The sequence below is a fragment of the Streptomyces sp. GMY02 genome, assembly GCF_019056675.1.
Lineage (GTDB): Bacteria > Actinomycetota > Actinomycetes > Streptomycetales > Streptomycetaceae > Streptomyces > Streptomyces odonnellii.
This window is the reverse complement of sequence record NZ_CP077658.1, coordinates 5624269-5646462: the sequence shown is the minus strand read 5'-3', so window position 1 is coordinate 5646462 and position 22194 is coordinate 5624269. Positions and strand designations below refer to the sequence as shown.

Genomic DNA, 22194 nt, shown 5'->3' with positions numbered 1-22194 from the left:
CGACACAACGGCCACGCGCATTGACACCCTCACCGCGGGGGTGGTGGGCTCGTTGCCGCGTGGGTCGGGACCAGGTCCTGTCCGACGGGACCTGTGCGGGACCCGGAGGCACGAGAGGAGCAGAACATGCGGCTCGGGCAGCGAAAGGGCACAGCGACCGCCGTCGCGGTCGCCGTCATCGGAGGTCTTCTCGGCACCGCGCCGAGCGCGCTGGCCGCCCCGCACGAGCCGGGCTCCCCCGCGGCGACCACTCCCGAGCGCGAGGGCGCGGGGAAAGTGCCCCCGGTCTGGCCCCGGCCGCAGACGATCCGCGCGGCCGGCCGGCTGGTGCCCCTCGGCGACGACGTGACCGTCGTGGCGGGCGCGGACGCCGATGCCTACGCCGTGGACGCTCTGACGGAGATCCTGCGCGGGGCGGGTGTCCGTACCGTACGTACCGCTTCCGCCGCGCCCGCCACCGGACCGCTGGTCCTCGCGGGCGGCGCCGCCGCGCGCGAGGCGCTGCGGGCCCTGCGCGCGCCCGACAGCGCCGATCTGCCCGCCGGGGGCTACCGCCTGGCGGTGGGGACGGTGGCCGGCCGTGACACCGTCGCCCTGGACGGCGTCGACGGCGACGGCCTGTTCTACGCCGCACAGACCCTGGGCCAGCTCGTCGTCGAGCGGTCCGGCCGGCCCGCCGTCCTTGGCGTGGTCGTACGGGACTGGCCGGGCACGGCCGTACGGGGGACGGCGGAGGGGTTCTACGGGCAGCCCTGGGACCACCGGCGGCGGCTCTCCCAGCTCGACTTCATGGGCCGCACCAAGCAGAACCGCTATCTGTACGCGCCCGGCGACGACCCGTACCGCCAGGCGCGCTGGCGCGAGCCGTATCCCGCCGCGCAGCGCACGGAGTTCCGCGAGCTGGCCGAGCGCGCCAGGCGCAACCATGTGACGCTCGCCTGGGCCGTGGCCCCCGCCCAGGCCATGTGCATGACCTCGCGGAAGGATCTCCGGGACCTCACCCGCAAGATCGACGCGATGTGGGCGCTGGGGGTGCGCGCGGTCCAGCTCCAGTTCCAGGACGTCAGTTATACGGAGTGGCACTGCGGCGAGGACGCGGAGGCCTTCGGCTCGGGACCCCGGGCCGCCGCGGTGGCGCAGGCCCGGGTGGCGAACGCGGTCGCGCGGCATCTCGCGGAGCGCCATCCCGGCGCCGAGCCGCTGACGGTGATGCCGACGGAGTACTACCAGGACGGCACGACGGACTACCGCGAGGCGCTCGCGGACGCGCTCGACACACGCGTACAGGTGGCGTGGACGGGGGTCGGGGTCGTACCGCGCACCATCACGGGGCAGGAACTGGCGGGCGCGCGCGCCGCGTTCAGACGTCCGCTGGTCACCATGGACAACTATCCGGTCAACGACTACGAGCAGGACCGTATCTTCCTCGGTCCGTACACCGGCCGCGAACCGGCCGTCGCGACCGGCTCGGCAGCGCTGCTCGCCAACGCGATGGAGCAGGCGTCGGCGTCCCGTATCGCGCTGTTCACGGCGGCGGACTACGCCTGGAATCCCCGGGGTTACGACCCGCGGGAGTCCTGGCGGGCCGCGCTGGACGATCTCGCGGGCGGCGACATCAGGGCCCGTGAGGCGCTCACCGCGCTCGCGGGCAACGACGCGTCGTCGATCCTCGGCCCGGCGGAGTCCGCGTATCTCAAGCCGCTGCTCACGGACTTCTGGCAGTCCCGTACCACCACGGACCGCGGAACCAGAACCAGCGCCGCGAGCGCGCTGCGGGCCGCCTTCACGGTGATGCGCGAGGCGCCGGAGCGGCTCGCGGGGATCGCGGACGGGCAGCTCGACGAGGAGGTACGGCCCTGGCTCGACCAGCTCGCGCGGTACGGCGCGGCGGGCGAACTGGCCGTCGACATGCTCCTCGCGCAGGACCGCGGCGACGGGGCGGCGGCCTGGCAGGCGTCCCTCGGTCTGGAACCGCTGCACGAGGCGGCGCGTACGAGCCGGGCGACGGTCGGCGAGGGCGTGCTCGGGCCGTTCCTGGACCGGGCGGTCAAGGAGTCCTCGGCGTGGACGGGCGCGGACCGTGCGACGGACCGGGACACCGGGAACGTCACACAGGACGCGCGCTCGTACACCGTCGATCTGGGCGGTGCCAGACCCGTCGAGGCCGTGAACACCATGTCCGAGCCGGGTACGGGCGTGGGCGCGACCGTCGAGGCGCATGTGCCGGGGCAGGGCTGGCGCGCGCTGGGGCCGCTGTCGACGAGCGGCTGGACGGAGTCGGACACCAAGGGGCTGCGGATCGACGCGGTACGGATCGTGTCGCCGGGCGCGGGTCCGGGCGTGGCGGGTCCCGGGGCGCCGGCGCCCTCCGTACGGCATGTCGTCCCCTGGTTCGCCGACGAGCCGCGGGCCCGGCTGGACCTCGTCCGCGACGAGGCGGACGCGCAGATCGGCGGCAAGCCCCAGAAGGTCGAGGCGCGGCTCGCGGCGCAGCGGCCGGGCGAGGTGCGGGGCGCGCTGACGGCGAAGGCGCCGTCGGGGATCCGGGTGACGGTGCCGCGGACGACGACGGTGCCGCGGGGCGCGCAGAAGAATGTGCCGGTCGAGGTCAGCGTGCCCGAGGGGACACCGGCCGGTACCTATGAGGTACCGCTCGCCTTCGCGGGCGACGAGCGCACGCTGACGGTCCGCGCCTCGCCGCGGACGGGCGGCCCGGATCTGGCCCGTACGGCGACGGCGGCCTCGTCCGGCGACGAGACCCCGGACTTCCCGGCCGCCGCGGCGCTCGACGGCGACCCGGCCACACGGTGGTCGTCCCCTGCGGAGGACGGCGCGTGGTGGCAGCTCGAACTCCCGCAGGCCGCCCGTCTCGGCCAGATCGTCCTCCACTGGCAGGACGCCTACGCGACCCGCTACCGCATCCAGGTCTCCTCCGACGGCCGGACCTGGCGCACGGCGGCGACGGTGAACGCGGGCCGGGGCGGCCGGGAGGCCATCGGCATGGACGCGAAGGACACCCGCTTCGTCCGCATTCAGGGCGACGAGCGCGCCACCCGCTTCGGCTACTCGCTGTACACGGTCGAGGCGTATGCGGTGGCCGGCTGACGGCACGTGTCCTCGGTCGCCGGACGGGCTTGTTCTTGCCGGGTGCGCAAGGGCAAGCCCGTCCGGCGACCGAGGACACAGCGGCCCCTCGGGGACGACAAAGGCCCGGGTCTCAGGCTGAAATGCCGTCGATCCGAGCCATCGCGTCTTCCGCGCCATACGGTTGCAAGTACGGCAACCACCGAGGATCCCGGTGACCGGTCCCGATGATCCGCCATGCCAGGCCCGATGGCGGGGCAGGTTGTTGGTGGAGTCTCCAGCCCAGCTCCCGCAGGTGCCGGTCCGCCTTGACGTGGTTGCAGCGGCGGCAGGCCGCCACCACGTTGTCCCACACGTGCTGTCCGCCACGGCTGCGCGGAATGACGTGGTCGACGCTGGTTGCGACACCACCGCAGTACATACAGCGACCGCCGTCGCGGGCGAAGAGCGCACGGCGTGTCAGTGGAACGGGCCCCCGGTAAGGGACCCGTACGAACCGCTTCAGCCGTACGACGCTGGGTGCTGGGATGACTCGGGTCTCACTGTGCATGAAGGCGCCGGATTCCTCGAGGCAGAGGGCCTTGTTCTCCAGGACGAGGACGAGCGCGCGGCGGAGCGGTACGACGCCGAGCGGCTCGTACGACGCGTTGAGGACCAGGACATGCGGCACGGATGCCTCCTATAACGCCGGCGGCGCGTGGCTCGCGCCGGGACGATCTGCTCTCAGTCTCTCCTCATGCCAGGTGGAAACGCCACCACGTGCAGGTAACGGGCTCGGAGTGTTTTCGACCACACCGGCCTCTCCCCCCGCGTCCGGCGCGCCGCGCGACACGCCCGCGACCTGCGTGAGCCGTGTCTCTCCGCCCGTCGGGGCACGGGCCCGGCCGCACTGCCCCGTTAGTGTGGTGGGACCGCTCGCGATACCTGGAGGTTCTGACGTGTCCTGGTCCGCCCTGCCGGCCGCCGGCCCCTCGTCGTCCGACCCCGTCACCCTCGACGAAGCGGCGGACCGGGCGACCGACGCGGCGAGCTGGGTGGAGGAGAACTGGTCGACCTGGCTGAGCATCGGACTGCGGATCGTGCTGATCCTGGTGATCGCGCTGGTGCTGCGCCATGTGATCCGGCGGGCGCTGACCAAGCTCATAGACCGGATGAACCGCAGCGTCCAGTCGGTCGAGGGCACCACCCTGGGCGGGCTGCTGGTCAACGCCGAGCGGCGCCGTCAGCGCTCCGAGGCGATCGGTTCCGTGCTGCGCTCGGTGACCTCGTTCCTGATCCTGGGCACGGCCGCGCTGATGATGCTGGGCGCGCTGAACATCAATCTCGCCCCGCTGCTGGCCTCCGCGGGCGTCGCCGGTGTGGCACTGGGCTTCGGCGCGCGCAATCTCGTCACCGACTTCCTGTCCGGGGTCTTCATGATCCTGGAGGACCAGTACGGCGTCGGCGACACCATCGACGCGGGGGTGGCCTCCGGCGAGGTGATAGAGGTCGGGCTGCGGGTGACCAAGCTGCGTGGTGACAACGGCGAGATCTGGTACGTACGCAATGGCGAGGTCAAGCGGATCGGCAATCTGAGCCAGGGCTGGGCCACCGCGGGCGTGGACGTGATGGTCCGGCCGTCGGAGGACCTGGACCGGGTACGGGCGGTGCTGGGCCGGGTCATCGAGAAGATGGCCCAGGACGAGGTGTGGGGCGAGCGGCTGTGGGGCCCGGTGGAGATCCTGGGGCTGGACTCGGTGCTGCTGGACTCGATGACCGTACGGCTCTCCGCGAAGACGATGCCCGGCAAGTCGCTGGCCGTGGAACGGGAACTGCGCTGGCGGATCAAGCGCGCCTTCGACGAGGCGGGGATCCAGATCGTCGGCGGCCTCCCGCCGGTCATGGAGCAGGCGCCCGCGCCGGATCCGACGGCCGCCATGTCCGCGCCCTCCGCGCTGGCCAGCCCGTCCTCGCCGCAGTCGCAGGCGGCGGCGCCCCTCAATCCCGTGCCGGCGAATCTGCCCGGCCCGTCGCCGTCGCCGTCGAATCTGTCCAAATAGCCCCATGGCCCCCGAGGTAACGCTTTGGTTGCCCCGGGGGCGTGTTCTGCCGGAGAGTATTGACGCCTTCCTGACGTCCGGCTTACCTTCCTCGCACCCCAATAGGAAACTTTCCTAACAGTGTGGAAGAGCGAGCGGCGAAAGGCAGGTGTCCAGTCCATGACCGATGTGACCGGGCCACCCACTCCGTCACCGGGGACGCCACGTGTGCTGCGGGCCATGAACGACCGGGCCGCGCTCGATCTGCTGCTGGCCCACGGGCCGCTCTCCCGTACCCGGATAGGCAAGCTGACCGGCCTGTCGAAGCCGACCGCCTCGCAGCTCCTGGCCCGGCTCGAAGCCGCCGGACTGGTCGTCGCCACCGGGACCACCGAGGGCCGGCCGGGCCCCAACGCCCAGTTGTACGCGGTCAACGCGCGCGCCGCGTTCGCCGCCGGGCTCGATGTGAACCCGCTGCGGATCCTCGCCGCCGTCGCCGACATCACCGGCGCCACCGTCGGGGAGTTCGAACTGCCGACGCCCGGCCGCCGCGCCGAGGGCGGCCGCCGCGCCGGCAGTGTCGTACAGCAGGTCACGGACGCCCTGGAGGGTGCCGTCAAGGCCGCCGGACTGGCGCGCGGGGACGTGCAGCGGGTGGTGATCGGCACACCGGGCGCCTTCGACCCGTCGACCGGCCGCCTGCGGTACGCGTCCCATCTGCCCGGCTGGCACTCCCCCGCCCTGCTCGACGAGCTGGCGGCGGTCCTGCCGATGCCCGTCGAGTACGAGAACGACGTGAACCTCGCGGCGGTCGCCGAGCAGCGCCTCGGCGCGGCCCGCGGTCACGACGACTTCGTCCTGCTGTGGAACGAGGACGGCCTCGGCGCCGCCCTGGTCATCGGTGGCCGGCTGCACCGGGGCTTCACCGGCGGCGCGGGCGAGGTCGGCTTCCTGCCGGTCCCCGGCACTCCGCTGGTACGCCAGGTGGTGAGGGCGAACAGCGGTGGCTTCCAGGAGCTGGCGGGCGCGCAGTCCGTACCGCGGCTGGCCAGGACCCTGGGCATCGACACCCCGGAGCAGCCGTACGCCGAGGTCGCCGCCGGGCTGCTGGCGCGCGCCGCGGCCGGGCACGGCGAGGACGAACGACTGGCCGGGCTGCTGCGGCAGTTCGCGCAGCGGCTCGCCACCGGTCTCGCCTCCGTCGCGGCCGTGCTCGACCCCGAACTGATCGTCCTCGCGGGCGGGGTGACCGCCGCGGGCGGCGAACCGCTGCGCGCGCTCGTGCAGGCGGAGCTGGCCGAGCTGGCCGCCTCCCGCCCAAGGCTCCTCATCGGCGAGGTCCAGCGCCATCCCGTCCTGCGCGGCGCGCTGGAGAGCGCGCTCGCGGCCACCCGCGACGAGGTCTTCGACACCTCCCGCTAGCCCGCGTCCGTACGCCCGTACCCCCCGTAACACCCCCCAGACCTCGCACAAGCCCGTACCCCCCACCCCACAGACCCCGCACACCCGTACAGCCGCATAGCTCAGATCCCCGACACCTCTTCCGGGAGTACCGCCATGCTCAGAAACCGCCGTCTCACCGTGTCCGCCGTGGCGGTCGCCGCGATATCCGTGGTGGCCACCGCCTGTACCGGCCAGTCGGGCTCCGCCGCGTCCGACGATCCGAACGCCAAGACGACCATCACCTTCTGGCACGGCTGGAGCGCGCCGGCCGAGGTGAAGGCGATCCAGGACAACATCGACCGGTTCGAGAACGCCCACCCGAACATCACGGTGAACGTCGTCGGCAACATCAATGACGACAAGCTCAACCAGGCGCTGCGCGCGGGCGGTTCGAAGGGCCCGGACGTGGTGTCCTCCTTCACCACCTCCAACGTCGGCAAGTTCTGCTCGTCGGGCGCCTTCGCCGATCTGACGCCGTTCATCGAGAAGTCGAAGCTCGATCTGGAGAAGACGTTCCCGAAGGTGCTGCTGGAGTACACCCAGTTCGAGGGCAAGCGGTGCGCGCTGCCGCTGCTCAGCGACGCGTACGGGCTGTACTACAACAAGGACGCCTTCAAGAAGGCCGGAATCGCCGCCCCGCCGAGGACGATGTCGGAGCTGGCCGAGGACGCCAAGAAGCTCACCGTCCCCAAGGGCGACAGCTATGAGCAGGTGGGCTTCATGCCGACCTACCACGGCTACGAGACGGTCGTCGACCACTACATGTCGAGCTGGGACCACACGTACTTCGACAAGGACGGCAAGTCCAACATCGCCAAGGACCCGGCCTTCGCGAAGATGTTCACCTTCCAGAAGAAGCTCGTCGACGAGCTGGGCGGCTACCAGAAGCTGGAGAAGTTCCGCAGCACCTTCGGTGACGAGTGGGGCGCCAAGCACCCGTTCCAGACCGGCCAGGTCGCGATGCAGCTCGACGGCGAGTGGCGGCTCGGCATGGCGGAGGACGCCAAGGTCCCGTTCGAGATCGGGGTCGCGCCGATGCCGGTCGCGGACGACGAGGCGGACAGCTACGGCAAGGGCTTCCTCTCCGGCACGATCATGGGCATCGCGCCGCAGAGCAAGAAGCAGAACGCGGCCTGGGAGCTGGTGAAGTACATGACCACCGACACCCGGGCGGTCGTCCAGTTCGCCAACGGCATCCGCAATGTGCCGTCGACGCTGGCGGCGCTCAAGTCCCCGGACCTGAAGTTCGACCCGCGCTTCAAGACCTTCCTCGACATCGCGCAGCACCCCGACTCCAACACGCCGCCGGCCGCCGTCAACGGCGCGGCCTATCAGCAGACGCTCCAGGACTTCGGGTACCAGTACGAGCAGGGCAAGGTGAAGGATCTCCAGGCGGGTCTGGAGCAGACCGCCCAGCAGATCGACCGTGACATCGAGCAGGCCGGCTGACGGGCCCGGCGGTCACCGATGTCCACCCACGCCCCCACGCTCCGCTCGAAGCGCCGCAGGTCGGCGCTGCGTACGGCGGCGTTCATGTCGCCCTGGTTGATCGGCTTCACCGTCTTCTTCGCGTATCCGCTGATCTCGACCGTGTACTTCTCCTTCATGAAGTACGACGGCTTCAATCCGCCCGTCTGGAAGGGCCTCCGGAACTGGTCGTACGTCTTCACCGACTACCCGATGTTCTGGCCGTCGCTGCGCAACACCCTCTGGCTCGTGGTGATCATGGTGGCCTGCCGGGTGGTCTTCGGACTCGGTGTCGGCATGCTGATCACCAAGATCAAGACGGCCACCGGGATCTTCCGCACCCTCTTCTATCTGCCGTATCTGGCGCCGCCGGTGGCCGCGACCCTGGCCTTCGTCTTTCTGCTCAACCCGGGTACGGGGCCGGTCAACACCATCCTCGGCGATCTGGGGCTGCCCACCCCCGGCTGGTTCAACGACCCCGCCTGGTCCAAGCCGGCCCTCACCCTGCTGGCCGTCTGGGGCATCGGCGATCTCATGGTGATCTTCATGGCCGCGCTGCTCGACGTACCGAAGGAGCAGTACGAGGCGGCGGAGCTGGACGGCGCGTCCCCCTGGCAGCGGTTCCGGTTCGTGACCCTGCCGAACATCTCGCCCATCGTGATGTTCGCGGTGGTCACCGGGGTGATCTCGGCGATGCAGTACTACGCGCAGCCGCTGGTGGCGGGCAAGGTCGCCTCCGGCATCATCGGCGGCTCGGGCCAGCAGTTCGAGCCGGGCTATCCGGACAAGTCCACGCTGACCCTGCCCCAGTTGGTCTACAACCTGGGCTTCCAGCGCTTCGACTACGGATCGGCCTGTGTGGTCGCGCTGGTCCTGTTCGTGCTGGCCATGGCCTTCACCGCGCTGCTGATGCGGCGGCGCGGCGGACTGATCGGAGCGGGTGACTGATGGCCTCCGTACCCGTACCCGCCGAGCGTCCCGGCACCGCGCCGGAGTCCGCCCGGGACCGTACCCCCGCTGCCAGGACCGCGCGCCGCAGGGCGCTGCTGCACTGGATCGGCATTCACTCCCTGGGGATCGCCGCGGCCCTCTTCTTCGTGCTGCCGTTCGTCTTCCTCTTCCTGACCTCGGTGATGAGCGACCAGCAGGCGCTCACCCGCGATCTCACCCCCAACACCTGGGAATGGGGCAACTACGCCAGGGTCTTCGACACGCCGGGCTTTCTGACCTGGTGGAAGAACACCCTGCTGTACGCGGGGCTCGGCACGGTGCTCTCCCTGGTCTCCTCGCTGCCGGTGGCCTACGCGCTCGCCAAGTTCCGGTTCCGCGGGCGGCAGTTGTCGCTGATGCTCGTCATCTCGATGATGATGCTGCCGCCCCAGGTGATCATCATCCCGATGTATCTGTTCTGGGCGAAGCAGCTCGATCTCTCGGGCTCGCTCTGGCCGCTGATCATCCCCCTGGCGTTCGGCGACGCGTTCTCCATCTTCCTGCTGCGGCAGTTCCTGCTGACGATCCCCAACGAGTACCTGGACGCCGCGAAGGTCGACGGCTGCGGTGAACTCCGTACCCTGATCAAGGTGGTACTGCCGATGGCCAGACCGGGGATCGCGGCCGTCGCGCTCTTCCAGTTCTTCTACGCCTGGAACGACTACTTCGGACCGCAGATCTACGCCTCGGAGAACCCGGCCGCCTGGACGCTCAGTTACGGCCTCGAATCCTTCAAGGGCGCGCACCACACCGACTGGAACCTGACCATGGCCGCGACCGTTCTGGTCATGGCCCCTGTGATCCTCGTCTTCTTCTTCGCACAGAAGGCGTTCGTCGAGGGAGTCACACTGACCGGAGTGAAGGGCTGAGAAAAAGTGAAGCTCGCAGTGGTGGGCGGAGGATCCACCTACACACCCGAACTCATCGATGGATTCGCCCGGTTGAGGGACATCCTGCCGATCGGGGAACTGGTGCTGATCGACCCGGCGGCCGACCGGCTCGAACTGGTCGGAGGACTCGCCCGGCGGATCTTCGCCAAGCAGGGCCATCCCGGCCGTATCACCACCACGGCGGATCTGGACGCGGGCGTCGCCGACGCCGACGCGGTGCTGCTCCAGCTCCGCGTCGGCGGACAGGCCGCGCGGAACGAGGACGAGACCTGGCCGCTGGAGTGCGGCTGCGTGGGCCAGGAGACCACGGGCGCCGGAGGTCTCGCCAAGGCGCTTCGCACGGTCCCGGTGGTCCTGGACATCGCCGAGCGGGTCCGCCGTACCAGCCCCGACGCCTGGATCATCGACTTCACCAACCCGGTGGGGATCGTGACCAGGGCGCTGCTCCAGGCCGGTCACAAGGCGGTCGGACTGTGCAATGTGGCGATCGGTTTCCAGCGCAGATTCGCGAAGCTGCTCGATGTGGCGCCGTCCGAGGTGTATTTGGAGCATGTCGGGCTCAACCATCTGACCTGGGAGCGCGGGGTGCGCCTCGGCGGACCCGGCGGTACGGACATGCTGCCGAAGCTGCTGGCGGAGCACGGCGACGCGCTCGCGGCCGGTCTGCGGCTGCCGCCCGTGCTGCTGGACCGCCTCGGTGTCGTGCCCTCGTACTACCTGCGCTACTTCTACGCACACGACGAGGTCGTACGGGAGCTGGGCACGAAGCCGTCACGGGCCGCCGAAGTGGCCGAGATGGAGAGGCAGTTGCTGGCGATGTACGGCGATCCGGCCCTGGACGAGAAGCCGGAGCTGCTGTCCAAGCGGGGCGGTGCCTTCTACTCGGAGGCCGCGGTGGATCTGGCGGCCTCGCTGCTGCGCGGCGGCGGCAGCCCGGTCCAGGTGGTGAACACGTACAACAACGGGACGCTGCCGTTCCTGGCGGACGACGCGGTGATCGAGGTGCAGGCGCGCGTGGGCACCTCGGGTGCGGAGCCACTGGCGGTGCCCGCGCTGGACCCGCTGTACGCGGGGCTGGTCGCGGATGTCACGGCGTACGAGGACCTCGCCCTGGACGCGGCGCTGCGCGGCGGCCGGGACCGGGTCTTCAAGGCGCTGCTGGCGCACCCCCTGATCGGCCAGTTCGAATACGCCGAGGCGCTGACCGACAAGCTGATCGCGCACAACCGGGAGCATCTCGCGTGGGTGTGAGCGGGGCGGGGAGCAGAGCCGGTACGGCGGCGGGACGCACGGCCGGTACGGCGCCGGGGGCGGGACGCGCGAGTGTCCTGGCCGTCGACGCCGGGAACAGCAAGACCGATGTGGCAGTGATCGGCGCCGACGGTTCGGTGCTGGGCACAGCGCGCGGGGGCGGCTTCCAGCCGCCGGTGGTCGGGATCGAGGCGGCCGTGGACATCCTGGCGGAGGCGGTCGCCGAGGCCGCCTCGGCCGCCGGGCTGCCGGAGCGCGGTGTCGCCGAGCATGTGTCGGCCTGTCTGGCCAACGCCGATCTCCCCGTCGAGGAGCGGGAGCTGGCCGAAGCGGTGCAGGCCAGGGGGTGGGGCCGTACCACCGACGTACGGAACGACACCTTCGCGATCCTGCGGGCCGGGCTGCCGAGCGGCGCCGAGCCCCGGGGGGTCGCGGTGGTCTGCGGCGCGGGCATCAACTGCGTGGGCATGCTGCCGGACGGCCGGACGGCCAGATTCCCGGCGATCGGCCGTATCTCCGGTGACTGGGGCGGCGGTTCGGGGCTCGCGGAGGAGGCGCTGTGGTTCGCGGCGCGGGCGGAGGACGGGCGGGGGTGCCCACCGGACTGGTACGGACGCTGCCCGGCCACTTCGGGCTGGCCTCGATGTACGAGCTGATCGAGGCGCTGCACCTGGGGCGTATCCCGTTCGAGCGCAGGCATGAGCTGACGCCGGTGCTGTTCGCGACGAGCGCGGCGGGCGACCCGGTGGCGCGGTCGTTGGTGGACCGGCTGGCCGAGGAGGTCGTCGCGCTGTCGACGGTCGCGCTGGGCAAGCTCGGTCTGCTGGACGAGGAGGTGCCGGTCCTGCTGGGCGGCAGTGTGCTGGCCGCCCGTCATCCGCAGCTCGACCAGGGGATCGCGGAGCTGCTGGCGGCGAAGGCGCCCAAGGCGGTCATCGGGGTCGTGACGGCGCCGCCGGTGCTGGGCGCGGGGCTGCTGGGGCTCGACCGGGTACGGGCGGACGCCGAGGCGCACGCCCGGCTGGGGGCGCACTACAGCGGTTGAGGGGCGCGGGCGGTCCGGGAGTTCCGGGCGGGGCGAGAGGGGCGGTTCACTCGAACGCGTACGAACTCCCCTGAACGGGAACCGCCCACGGGTCCCGGGCGTATTCACGGTGGGGGAGACGGACAGGCCGGGCAGAGCAGGGGCAGCGGGACCGGACAGCCGGGGGCGGAGGCGGATCCGTACAAGATCCAGTCAAGCCGGGTGTGGTTGTCGGTCCCCTGCGTCCATACTGGCGGCCGGGAGGTGTCCCCCGCCCCGCCGGGGGGCGTTGTCGTCGGATGACCGAGGGGGAGGTCACATGACAAATCTGCCGCATGCGCGCAGCGCGCCGCCGTCGGCTCCGGCGCATGCGCCCGTGCCTCCGCCTCCGGCCGCACCCCCGCCGGTACCGCCCGCCCGTCACAGCGCCTGGGCCGAGACCGCGGAGCGGCTGCGCGCCTCGGCGACGACCGAGCCCGGGCGGCTGCGCATCATCGGTGCCGCCCTGGCCCTGCTGGTGGTGGCGTTCGGGGCAGTCACCGCGTGGGAGGCGTCCGCCCGGTTCACCTCCGCCGACGATGTGGTGAGCCGCAGTCAGCCCCTCAGCGCGGACGCGGCGAATCTCTACCGCTCGCTGGCCGACGCCGACACGGCCGCGGCCACCGGCTTCCTGGCGGGCGCCCAGGAACCGGCCGAGGTGCGGGCGCGGTATCAGCGCGACATCGAGACCGCGTCCAGGCTGCTGGTCAAGGCGGCCACCCATACGGACAGCACCACCGAGTCCGGCCGGAACATAGCCGCGCTCAGTGTGGGGCTCCCGCGCTACACCGGCCTGATAGAGCGGGCCCGCGCCAACAACCGCCAGGGACTGCCGCTGGGCGGCGCCTATCTGCGGTATGCGAACCAGCAGATGACCAACGAGCTGCTCCCGGTCGCCGAGAAGCTGTACGAGGCCGAGACGCAACGCCTCGCCCAGGACAACGACGACGCGCGGCTGTGGCCGTATGTCTCGCTGGCGCTGGGCGTACTGGCCTTCGGCGGTCTCTTCTGGGCCCAGCGCCGCGCCTATCTGCGGACGAACCGGGTGTTCAACCACGGGCTGCTCGCCGCCACCGCCGCGTCCACGGCGCTGCTGCTGTGGCTGGCCGTGGGCCAGTCCGTGGCGCGCGCCGAGCTGGACAACGCGCAGGCGCACGGCCAGCAGTCGCTCAGTGTCCTGAGTGATGCCCGGATCAACTCGCTCAGGGCCAGGGCGAACGAGAACCTCACCCTGGTCGCCCGGGGCGCGGTCGTCACCGCGGACGGCAAGGACGCCTACGAGGCGGACTACAGCTCGGGCATGGCCGAGCTCCGCTCCGCACTGGGCGAGGCCAAGAAGCTCGCGGACAACAGCGCGGGCGGCGAACCGGTGGACGAGGCGATCTCCTCCGTCACCCAGTGGAGCGAGCGGCATGCCTCGGCCAGCGCCGCCGACCAGGCCGGTGACTACGAGACCGCGCTCGAGAAGGTCATCGGGAACGAGGAATCGACGGGCCAGTCGTTCGATCAGGTGGACGCGGCCCTCGACCGGGCACTCGCCCAGGAACAGACCGAGTTCACCCGGTCCGCCTCGGACGGGCGCGGCGCGCTGACCGGACTGGCGGTCGGGGCGGGCGCACTGGCCCTGGTGTCCGCGGTGGGCGCGGTCCTCGGCATAGGCCGCAGGCTTTCGGAGTACCGGTGAGAGGGGGAGAGATGGACTCCGAGGACTCCATGGAAGGGCTCCGTCCGCCCCGCGGGCCCCGGCCGTCCGGCAGCACCGGTCCGTTCCGCGGCCCCCTGCCGCACTTCGCGCTGCTGCTGTCCCGCCGGCTCCGGGGCTGGGGCGGTGTGTCCGCCATGGCAGCGGCCTGTGTGCTGACGGCCTCGCTCACCCTGCTGCCGCTGTCCCGCCAGGTCGACGAAGACGTCGAAAGCTCCGCGAAGTCCGCACAGCGGACCGCCACGGCCGTGCCCGCCACCGCAGCGGCCGAGTGCGAGAACCCGCAAGCCAGTCTGCGGCCCTCCACCGCCGACGGCCCCGCCATCGAGCGGATCCGGCAGAAGGGGAAGCTGACCGTCGGGGTCGACCAGAACAGCTACCGCTGGGGCTACCGGAACTCGGCCACCGGCGAACTCGAAGGCTTCGACATCGATCTCGCCCGCGCGATAGCCGAGGACATCCTCGGCGACCCGGACGCGATCATCTTCCGTGCCATCCCGACCAATCTGCGGATCCCGGCCCTTCAGAACGGCACGGTGGACCTGGTCGTCAGGACGATGACGATCAACTGCGACCGGATCCAGCAAGTCGCCTTCTCCACCGCCTACTTCCAGGCCGGCCAGCAGGTCCTCGCACCCATCGGCTCGCCGGTCACGGGGCACAACAACTCGCTCACCGGGAAGCGGGTCTGCACGGCGTCGGGCTCGACGGCGTACGAAGAGCTGGAGAAGCGGTCGTACGGCGCGGTGTTCAAGGACAACACCGTGCCGAACCAGCTCGACTGCCTGGTCAGGCTCCAGTTGGGCGAGGTCGACGCGGTCGTCACGGACAACGCGCTGGCGGCGGGCCAGGCGGCCCAGGACCCCGGGGTCGAGCTGAAGGGCAAGCCGTTCACGGAGGAGTACTACGGAATCGCGGCGAAACTTGGGAATGACGACCTGATACGCAGGGTGAACCAGGTGCTGGTGGGGTATCGCGCCGGAGGGGCGAACAGTCCCTGGATGACGTCGTACAGCAAGTGGCTGCGGACAGATCTGGGGCCGACCGCCGGACCTCCGGCACCCCTGTACAAGTAGCGGCGGTAACGGGGCCGGCCGGAGACGGCCGGCCGGGAACGGGTACGGAACGGCTCGCGGGCCGGTGCGAGAAGCGGAGAGGTGATCGATGGGCGGCGCGGACTCCTTTCCCGGCTCGACGGGGAGGCCACCGGGACCGGTGATGGACCGGGACGAGGTGGACCGTGCCCTGGCACGTCTGGAGGCGGAGCATGAGGCGATCGAGACCTCGCTCCTCGCCCTCCAGGACCACGCGGGCCGCAGACTCCTGGAAGGCGCCGAGCTGACCGGGATCACGAAGGAGCGCTGGGCTTCCGCCGAGCAGTCGATCGCCCTGCTGTGGACCTACTTCGACAGCTACACCGCCACGCTGACCGCCGCCCGGGAGACCCGCGCCAGGCGGCGCTGGCTCAGCCGCGACGATCTGCTGGAGCTGACGGAGACCCTGCGCGGGCGCGGAGTCACCGTGGCGGGCGCCCCCGGGCACCAGCTCGCCGCCCTCAACGAGCCCGCCAAGCTCTCCGAGCAGTTCACGCTCGCCGAGCTGGTCACCCGGATGAATGAACTGTATGCGCGCTCCCTTGACATGGTCGTGGCCGCCGACGCCGTCTGGTCGGCACTGCCCGCCCGGATCGATCTGCTCTCCGCCGAGTTGCAGCGCACCCGTTCACTGGCGCACTCCGTCGGCGTACGGCCGGGCGAGCACCCGGCCGGGGACGACCTGGAGTCGATCACCCATGAACTGAGCACCCTGCGCGCCCAGGTGGTGTCCGACCCGCTGGCCTTCTGGCGCCCCGCGCCCGGCAGTTCGGCCCCCGGCGGCGGCCGGCCGGACACCGAGCGGTACGACAGGGCGGCCCGCGCGCTGGAGGACGTCCGGCGGGAGATCGAGGCGGTCCTCGCGGTGCGCAAGGACTCCGAGGAGCGGCTGATGCGGCTCCGGGACGTCCTGTCGCGCGCGGACCGTACGCTCACCGAGGCCAGATCGGCCCGGGGCGAGGTGCTGGCGAAGATCGCGGCGACCGAGGTGCCCGCGGTCAGCGGCCCGCCGACCGTGCTCCAGGAGCGGCTGTCGACCGCCGCCGAGTACCGCAGGCATGCCCAGTGGCACCGGCTCTCGCCGCTCCTCGAATCGCTGGAACGGGAGGCCGAGGACGAGCTGCTGCGCGCCCGCGAGTCGCTCACCGCCGTCACCGCGCCGCTGGCGGTCCGCGCGGAGCTGCGCGGCCGGCTCGACGCGTACAAGGCGAAGGTCGCCCGGCACGGCATGGCAGAGGACCCGGTACTGATGGAGCGGTACGACGCGGCGCGCCGGATGCTGTGGAGCGCGCCCTGCGATCTGCGCGTCGCCGAGCAGGCGGTGCTGCGCTATCAGCAGGCCGCGGCGGACGCCCTGGTCACGCGCGTACCGGAGCCCAGGGACCACGCGGAGATGACAGAAGGGGAACGGGGGGACCGATGAGCGGGACGAGCGGGACGGCCGCATGCCAGCGCCCCGGCTGCGAGGGCTCGTACGAGGACGTCGGCGACGGCGAGCTGTACTGCGACACCTGCGGTCTGGCCCCCGTCGTCGCACCCAGCGGTGCGCTCTCCTCGCCGCCCACGGGCATCGCGGGCGGCGGCAGGTCCAGCGGAAGCAGCTCGAAGAGCGGCTCCGGAAGCGGGCGTTCGTCGTCCTCCCGGGGCTCGGCGCGGTCCTCGTCCCGTACCTCCTCTCGCTCCTCCACCTCACGCCGCTCGGTCTCCGGCCGGCTGTCGCGCTCGCTGTCCGGGCGGCTGTCGGCCCGCTCGGTGTCGGTGCGCAGCTCGGGCGCGGCCACTTCCACCTCGGGGCGCAACCGGCTGGGCGCGGGCCTGGTCTCCGTACCGGACGTGCCCCGTCCCGAACCGCGCTCCGCGGTGATGGAGCGCCCCGAGGTGCCCGAGCGCAAGCGGTTCTGCTCGCGGTCCGACTGCGGCGCACCGGTCGGCCGGGCGCGCGGCGACCGCCCGGGGCGGACGGAGGGCTTCTGCACCAAGTGCGGCCATCCCTACTCCTTCATACCGAAGCTGTATCCGGGCACGGTGGTGCACGGGCAGTACGAGGTCGTGGGCTGTCTGGCGCACGGCGGTCTGGGCTGGGTCTATCTCGCGATCGACCGGGCCGTCTCGGACCGCTGGGTGGTCCTCAAGGGCCTGCTCGACACCGGCGACCAGGACGCGATGGAGGCGGCCATCTCCGAGCGCCGCTTCCTCGCCGAGATCGAGCACTCCAACATCGTCCGTATCTACAACTTCGTGGAGCATCTCGACCAGCGGACCGGCTCCATGGACGGCTATATCGTCATGGAATACGTCGGCGGCAAGTCGCTCAAGGAGATCGCCAACGAGCGCAGGACCACCGCGGGCAGGCGCGATCCGCTGCCGGTCGAGCAGGCCTGCGCGTACGGCATCGACGTGCTGGAGGCGCTCGGCCATCTCCACAGCAGGAACCTGCTGTACTGCGACTTCAAGGTCGACAACGCGATCCAGACCGGGGACCAGCTCAAGCTGATCGACATGGGCGCGGTCCGCCGGATGGACGACGACGAGTCGGCGATCTACGGCACCGTCGGCTACCAGGCCCCGGAGGTCGCCGAGACCGGCCCGTCGGTGGCGTCCGACCTGTATACGGTCGCCCGCACCCTGGCGGTGCTGACCTTCGACTTCCAGGGCTATACGAATGTCTTCGTGGACTCGCTCCCCGATCCGGACCACATCGAGGTGTTCCGGACGTACGAGTCCTTCTACCGGCTGCTGGTACGGGCGACGGACCCGGATCCCGGACGGCGGTTCGCGTCCGCGCAGGAGATGGCCGAGCAGCTCATGGGAGTGCTGCGGGAGGTCGTCGCGCTCCAGACGGGCCGGCCGCGCCCCGCGCTCTCGACGCTGTTCGGCCCGGAGCTGCGGGTCACGGACACGGAGCTGTTCGCGGAGCTGACCGAGGACGTCTCCCGGCTGGGGGCACGGACGGGGCGGCCGGGACGCGGCGGCAGATCCGCGAGACGCGCCGGAGCGGCAGGCACTGGAGTGGCGGGAGCCGGAGCGGCGGGAGTCCCGGGCGCACCCGTCACGCCTGCCCTGCCGGGGACCCCGGGCGCGGGAGTGCCGTACGCCCCGGCCCAGTTCCCCGTACCACGTATCGAAGCGCCCCTCGGCACGGCCGTCGCGAGCGGACCCCGGCTGGCGCCGCTCGACGCCGCCGCGACCGCGCTGGCCCTGCCCGTACCGCTCGTCGATCCGAACGATCCGAACGCCGGGTTCCTGGCCGGTCTGCTGGCCTCGGCACCCGCCGAAGTGATCTCCGCGCTGGCCGCGGCCCCCGCCGAGTCCGTCGAGCGCGGACTGCGCGAGCTGCGTGCCCGGCTGGAGATGGGCGATCTGGCCACCGCCGCCGAGGCACTGACCGCGCTGGAGGAGTACCGCCCCGACGACTGGCGGGTCGTCTGGTACCGCGGAATCGCCTCGCTCGCCACCGGCGACCACGAGACGGCCGCGCTCTCCTTCGACGCGGTCTACGACGCGTTCCCCGGCGAGCCCGCGCCCAAGCTGGCGCTGGGCGTCTGCGCCGAGGTGCTCGGTCAACTCGACAACGCCGCCGAGTACTACCGGCTGGTGTGGACGACCGACCCGAGCAATGTCAGCGCGGCGTTCGGTCTGGCCCGGGTCCAGCTCGCCTCCGGCGACCGGGCCGGTGCCGTGCGGACCCTGGAGTCCGTGCCCGAGTCGTCGATCCACTACACGGCCGCGCGGGTCGCCGCCGTACGGGCCAGACTGCGGCAGCGGTCCCTCGCCACGCCCGCCCACGGCCCCGGCGCGGACGCCCCGCTGATCGACGATCTGACGGCCGCGGCCGAACAGGTGTCCGCGCTGCGGGAGTTCGGTCTGGACGCGGTGCGGCGCGAGCGGCTCTCGACGGAGGTACTGGGCACGGCACTGGACTGGGTACTCTCCGGTAGTCCCGGGTCCCGCCCGGTACAGGCCGTGCTCCTCGGCAGTGAACTGGACGAGCGCGGCCTGCGTTTCGGACTGGAACGCTCGTACCGGGTGCTCGCCCGGCTCGCTCAGCGCGGCGAGGAAAGGATCGAACTGGTGGAGCGGGCCAACCGTTTCCGCCCCCGGACGTGGGTGTGAATTGATGTCCCAGATGCCTGATTCGGCCGACCTGCCGACCTGCCCAGGCTGTACGGAGCCGCTGGAGTCCGGTGACCTGTTCTGCGGAGCCTGCGGGTACGACCTGTCGGTCGTGCCGCCGCGCCCGTCCGACCGTCCCACCCTGGTCATGAACGCCATGGGGCCGTCGGATTCCGGTACCCGCACGGGTGGCGTGGACTGGCCGGCCGCGGCCGGTACGGACGGCTCGGCCGCGCCCGTCCACCGGCCGGAGGAACTGCCGGGCCTGGACTCGGCGGGGGCCCGGCTGCCCGGGCCCGGGGGCGACTTCGAGCTGCCGGCGCCGCATGCTCCCGCGACGGGAGGACCACTGGGCGCCGGAGGCGGCCGGACCGTACCGGCCGATCCGCGCACCGCGGTCCTCGCCGACCCGCCCGGTCCTGCCGCTCCCGGGGCCCAGGCCGGTCCCGGGGGTCCCGCGCCGGCCTCGCCCGCCGGTGCCAAGCTCTGTGTCGCCTGCCGCGCCGGCCGTGTCGACACCGACGGCTACTGCGAGAACTGCGGGCACGCCCAGCCGCGCGAGCGCGACCACGTGGAACAGGAACTGGGCGCGGTCGCCGCCGTCAGCGACCGCGGTCTGCGCCACCACCGCAACGAGGACGCGTTCGCCGTGTCGTGCGCGGCCCTCCCCGACGGCTCGCCCGCCGTGGTCGCGGTCGTCTGCGACGGCGTCTCGTCGGCGACCCGCCCCGACGAGGCCTCGGCCGCCGCCGCCGAATCGGCCAACGAGTCCCTGCTCGGGGCGCTGGAGCGCGGTACGCATCCGCAGCAGGCCATGCACGACGCGATCGTCGTGGCCGCCGAGGCGGTCAACTCCCTCGCCCCGGTGCCCTCCAGCGCCCTGGACGCCGATCCGCACCGCCATCAGAACGCGCCGGCGTGCACGATCGTCGGCGCGGTGGTCGCGAGCGGACTGCTGATCGTCGGCTGGATCGGCGACAGCCGGGCGTACTGGGTGCCCGACGACCGCCAGGGCCCGCCCGCCCGGCTCACCGAGGACGACTCGTGGGCCGCGCAGATGGTCGCGGCGGGCCTGATGAACGAGGCGGAGGCGTACGCGGACGAGCGCGCCCACGCCATCACCGGCTGGCTCGGCGCCGACGCGTACGAACTGGAGCCGCACACCGTGTCGTTCAAACCGGACCGCCCCGGTGTGGTGGTGGTCTGCACGGACGGCCTGTGGAACTACGCGGAGGGCGCCGACGAGATGGCCAGGGCCCTGCCGCCCGACGCCGCCGAACGGCCCCTGCACGCCGCGCGGGTACTGGTCGGGCACGCGCTGGACGGCGGGGGCCACGACAACGTAACAGTGGCGGTACTGCCGTTCGCCGTACCACCACGAGGGGCAGGATCCGCCGGACAGGGCCGCAGCACGGCGTGACCCCGCTCCGCCCGTACGCACGGCGCTGCCGGCCCTCTGCCCGTAGCACGTGCGATCACCTGTCACCGACCCCCGACCCCGACCGCTTGCCCCTGCTGTGTGGAGCGTCAAGGAGCCGATACAGATGGCGAAGTTCTCCAAGTCGACCGTGCCGCGGTTCTCCGTCGACGTGTACCAGAACGCGTATCTGCCCGAGGGCGGGCGCGAGGTCAACGCGATCGTCACGGTCACCTCCACCGGGGGCGGCACAACCGGCGGAGTCCCGCTGACCGGAGGCCCCGTCACCCGCACCCCGAGCCCGGGCAGCAGCCAGGACGCGGCCGTGGTGATCATGGTCGACTGCTCGGGGTCGATGGACTACCCGGCGACGAAGATGCGCAACGCGCGCGAGGCCACCGCCGCGGCCATCGACACCCTGCGCGACGGAGTCGCCTTCGCGATCGTCGGCGGTACGCATGTGGCGAAGGAGATCTACCCCGGCGACGGCCGGCTCGCGACGGCCGACGCCGGGACCAGGCGCATGGCCAAGGAGTCCCTGCGTGCCATCGGCGCGGGCGGCGGCACGGCGATCGGCACCTGGCTGCGGCTGGCCGACCGGCTGCTGGCCACCGCCGACGTTCCGATCCGGCACGGCATCCTGCTCACCGACGGCCGCAACGAACACGAGTCGGCGGCCGATCTGCGGGCCACGCTCGACGCCTGCGCGGGCCGTTTCACCTGTGACGCGCGGGGCGTCGGTACGGACTGGGAGGTGAAGGAGGTCACCGGTATCGCCTCCGCGCTGCTCGGGACCGCCGACATCGTCGCCGACCCGGCAGGCCTGGCAGCGGACTTCAGACAGATGATGGAGAACGCGATGGGCAAGGAGGTCGCGGATGTCGCGCTGCGGCTGTGGACGCCCGTCGGCGCGGAGATCGGTTTCGTCAAGCAGGTGGCGCCCACGGTCGAGGACCTGACGGGCCGGCGCACCGAGGCGGGGCCGAGGGCGGGTGACTATCCGACCGGTTCCTGGGGTGACGAATCGCGGGATTACCACGTGTGTGTACGGGTTCCGGAAGCCGGGATCGGCCAGGAGATGCTCGCCGCGCGGGTCTCCCTGATCCTTCCCGCGCCCGGTGGCGGCGCCCCGGAAGTGCTGTCGCAGGGGCTGGTACGGGCGGTGTGGACGGATGACATGGCGGCCTCCACCGCCATAAATCCGCAGGTCGCGCACTACACCGGCCAGGCCGAACTGGCGCAGGTCATCCAACAGGGCCTCGACGCCCGCAAATCAGGAGATTTCGATGGCGCGACCGCGAAACTGGGGCGCGCCGTCCAGCTCGCCGCGTCGTCGGGAAACGCCGATACGGCGAAACTCCTTTCGAAGGTGGTGGACGTGGTCGACGCCGCGACAGGTACTGTGCGACTGAAGGCCAAGGTCGCGGACGCCGACGAGATGACACTCGAAACGCGCTCCACCAAGACCGTCCGGGTCAAGAAGTAGCGTCACGAAACAGCGTCAAGAGCAGGCCCGGAACTGATCCGGAACAGGCCTGGAACAGATCCTGATCAGGTCCGGAACTGATCCGGAACAGACAGAAGAAGACCGAAGCAGACCGAGGCAGACCGGGAACACGCCGGGATGCAGGCCACCGGCAGGGCCGAGAAGCACCGGCCCAC

Annotated in this window: 14 protein-coding genes and 1 pseudogene; 14 read left to right on the top strand and 1 reads right to left on the bottom strand. The window is 71.6% G+C overall.

What is annotated here, in order from left to right:
- Window positions 1-126 precede the first annotated feature (126 nt).
- Window positions 127-3105 (top strand): beta-N-acetylglucosaminidase domain-containing protein, encoded by a 2979-nt coding sequence (locus tag KQY30_RS23870; RefSeq protein ID WP_217308580.1) that lies wholly within the window; start codon window positions 127-129, stop codon window positions 3103-3105.
- A 112-nt stretch (window positions 3106-3217) separates the two neighbouring features.
- Here KQY30_RS23870 and KQY30_RS23865 read toward each other — a convergent pair whose 3' ends face one another.
- A complete protein-coding gene (locus tag KQY30_RS23865) occupies window positions 3218-3754 on the bottom strand; it encodes an HNH endonuclease (RefSeq protein WP_046504717.1) in 537 nt (178 codons plus the stop codon).
- A gap of 268 nt (window positions 3755-4022) precedes the next feature.
- On the opposite strand from KQY30_RS23865, the gene KQY30_RS23860 reads away from it, so the two are divergent.
- The 13 genes and pseudogenes from KQY30_RS23860 (at window position 4023) to KQY30_RS23800 (ending at window position 22018) form a co-directional block, all read left to right on the top strand.
- The gene (locus KQY30_RS23860; RefSeq protein WP_217308579.1) at window positions 4023-5123 is read left to right on the top strand and encodes a mechanosensitive ion channel family protein; all 1101 of its coding nucleotides are present in this window, start codon (window positions 4023-4025) and stop codon (window positions 5121-5123) included.
- 159 nt (window positions 5124-5282) lie between these two features.
- Window positions 5283-6524: an ROK family transcriptional regulator gene (locus KQY30_RS23855; RefSeq protein WP_254407300.1), complete on the top strand. Its 1242-nt coding sequence runs from the start codon at window positions 5283-5285 to the stop codon at window positions 6522-6524.
- Between the two features lie 135 nt (window positions 6525-6659).
- A complete protein-coding gene (locus tag KQY30_RS23850; protein ID WP_217308578.1) occupies window positions 6660-7994 on the top strand; it encodes an ABC transporter substrate-binding protein in 1335 nt (444 codons plus the stop codon).
- Window positions 7995-8012: 18 nt separating this feature from the next.
- Window positions 8013-8960 carry a carbohydrate ABC transporter permease gene (locus tag KQY30_RS23845; RefSeq protein ID WP_217308577.1) on the top strand — a complete coding sequence of 316 codons (948 nt, stop codon included), beginning with the start codon at window positions 8013-8015 and terminating at the stop codon, window positions 8958-8960.
- A complete protein-coding gene (locus KQY30_RS23840) occupies window positions 8960-9871 on the top strand; it encodes a carbohydrate ABC transporter permease (protein ID WP_217308576.1) in 912 nt (303 codons plus the stop codon). Before KQY30_RS23845 ends, KQY30_RS23840 begins: the two co-directional genes overlap by 1 nt.
- Before the next feature lie 6 nt (window positions 9872-9877).
- Window positions 9878-11143 (top strand): 6-phospho-beta-glucosidase, encoded by a 1266-nt coding sequence (locus tag KQY30_RS23835; protein ID WP_217308575.1) that lies wholly within the window; start codon window positions 9878-9880, stop codon window positions 11141-11143.
- 77 nt (window positions 11144-11220) lie between these two features.
- Window positions 11221-12188: pseudogene (locus tag KQY30_RS23830) on the top strand (N-acetylglucosamine kinase).
- 298 nt (window positions 12189-12486) lie between these two features.
- Window positions 12487-13890: a hypothetical protein gene (locus KQY30_RS23825; protein WP_254407299.1), complete on the top strand. Its 1404-nt coding sequence runs from the start codon at window positions 12487-12489 to the stop codon at window positions 13888-13890.
- Between the two features lie 11 nt (window positions 13891-13901).
- Window positions 13902-14984 (top strand): glutamate ABC transporter substrate-binding protein, encoded by a 1083-nt coding sequence (locus tag KQY30_RS23820; protein ID WP_254407298.1) that lies wholly within the window; start codon window positions 13902-13904, stop codon window positions 14982-14984.
- An 88-nt stretch (window positions 14985-15072) separates the two neighbouring features.
- On the top strand, window positions 15073-16425 hold the full coding sequence (locus tag KQY30_RS23815) for a hypothetical protein (protein ID WP_217308574.1): 1353 nt from the start codon (window positions 15073-15075) through the stop codon (window positions 16423-16425).
- Window positions 16422-19115, top strand: coding sequence for a serine/threonine-protein kinase (locus tag KQY30_RS23810; RefSeq protein WP_217308573.1), 2694 nt, complete (start codon window positions 16422-16424; stop codon window positions 19113-19115). The genes KQY30_RS23815 and KQY30_RS23810 overlap by 4 nt, the downstream gene beginning before the upstream one ends.
- A 4-nt stretch (window positions 19116-19119) precedes the next feature.
- Window positions 19120-20535 carry a PP2C family serine/threonine-protein phosphatase gene (locus tag KQY30_RS23805; RefSeq protein WP_217308572.1) on the top strand — a complete coding sequence of 472 codons (1416 nt, stop codon included), beginning with the start codon at window positions 19120-19122 and terminating at the stop codon, window positions 20533-20535.
- Window positions 20536-20659: 124 nt separating this feature from the next.
- Entirely contained in the window at window positions 20660-22018 is a 1359-nt protein-coding gene (locus KQY30_RS23800; RefSeq protein WP_217308571.1) for a VWA domain-containing protein, read from the top strand.
- Window positions 22019-22194 lie beyond the last annotated feature (176 nt).

Bases quoted from the DNA above. Each gene is read 5' to 3' on its own strand.
- KQY30_RS23870 (WP_217308580.1), top strand. From the start codon at position 127: ATGCGGCTCGGGCAGCGAAAGGGCACAGCGACCGCCGTCGCGGTCGCC.
- KQY30_RS23850 (WP_217308578.1), top strand. From the start codon at position 6,660: ATGCTCAGAAACCGCCGTCTCACCGTGTCCGCCGTGGCGGTCGCCGCG.
- KQY30_RS23805 (WP_217308572.1), top strand. From the start codon at position 19,120: ATGTCCCAGATGCCTGATTCGGCCGACCTGCCGACCTGCCCAGGCTGT.
- KQY30_RS23825 (WP_254407299.1), top strand. From the start codon at position 12,487: ATGACAAATCTGCCGCATGCGCGCAGCGCGCCGCCGTCGGCTCCGGCG.
- KQY30_RS23840 (WP_217308576.1), top strand. From the start codon at position 8,960: ATGGCCTCCGTACCCGTACCCGCCGAGCGTCCCGGCACCGCGCCGGAG.
- KQY30_RS23815 (WP_217308574.1), top strand. From the start codon at position 15,073: ATGGGCGGCGCGGACTCCTTTCCCGGCTCGACGGGGAGGCCACCGGGA.
- KQY30_RS23800 (WP_217308571.1), top strand. From the start codon at position 20,660: ATGGCGAAGTTCTCCAAGTCGACCGTGCCGCGGTTCTCCGTCGACGTG.
- KQY30_RS23845 (WP_217308577.1), top strand. From the start codon at position 8,013: ATGTCCACCCACGCCCCCACGCTCCGCTCGAAGCGCCGCAGGTCGGCG.
- KQY30_RS23855 (WP_254407300.1), top strand. From the start codon at position 5,283: ATGACCGATGTGACCGGGCCACCCACTCCGTCACCGGGGACGCCACGT.
- KQY30_RS23820 (WP_254407298.1), top strand. From the start codon at position 13,902: ATGGACTCCGAGGACTCCATGGAAGGGCTCCGTCCGCCCCGCGGGCCC.
- KQY30_RS23810 (WP_217308573.1), top strand. From the start codon at position 16,422: ATGAGCGGGACGAGCGGGACGGCCGCATGCCAGCGCCCCGGCTGCGAG.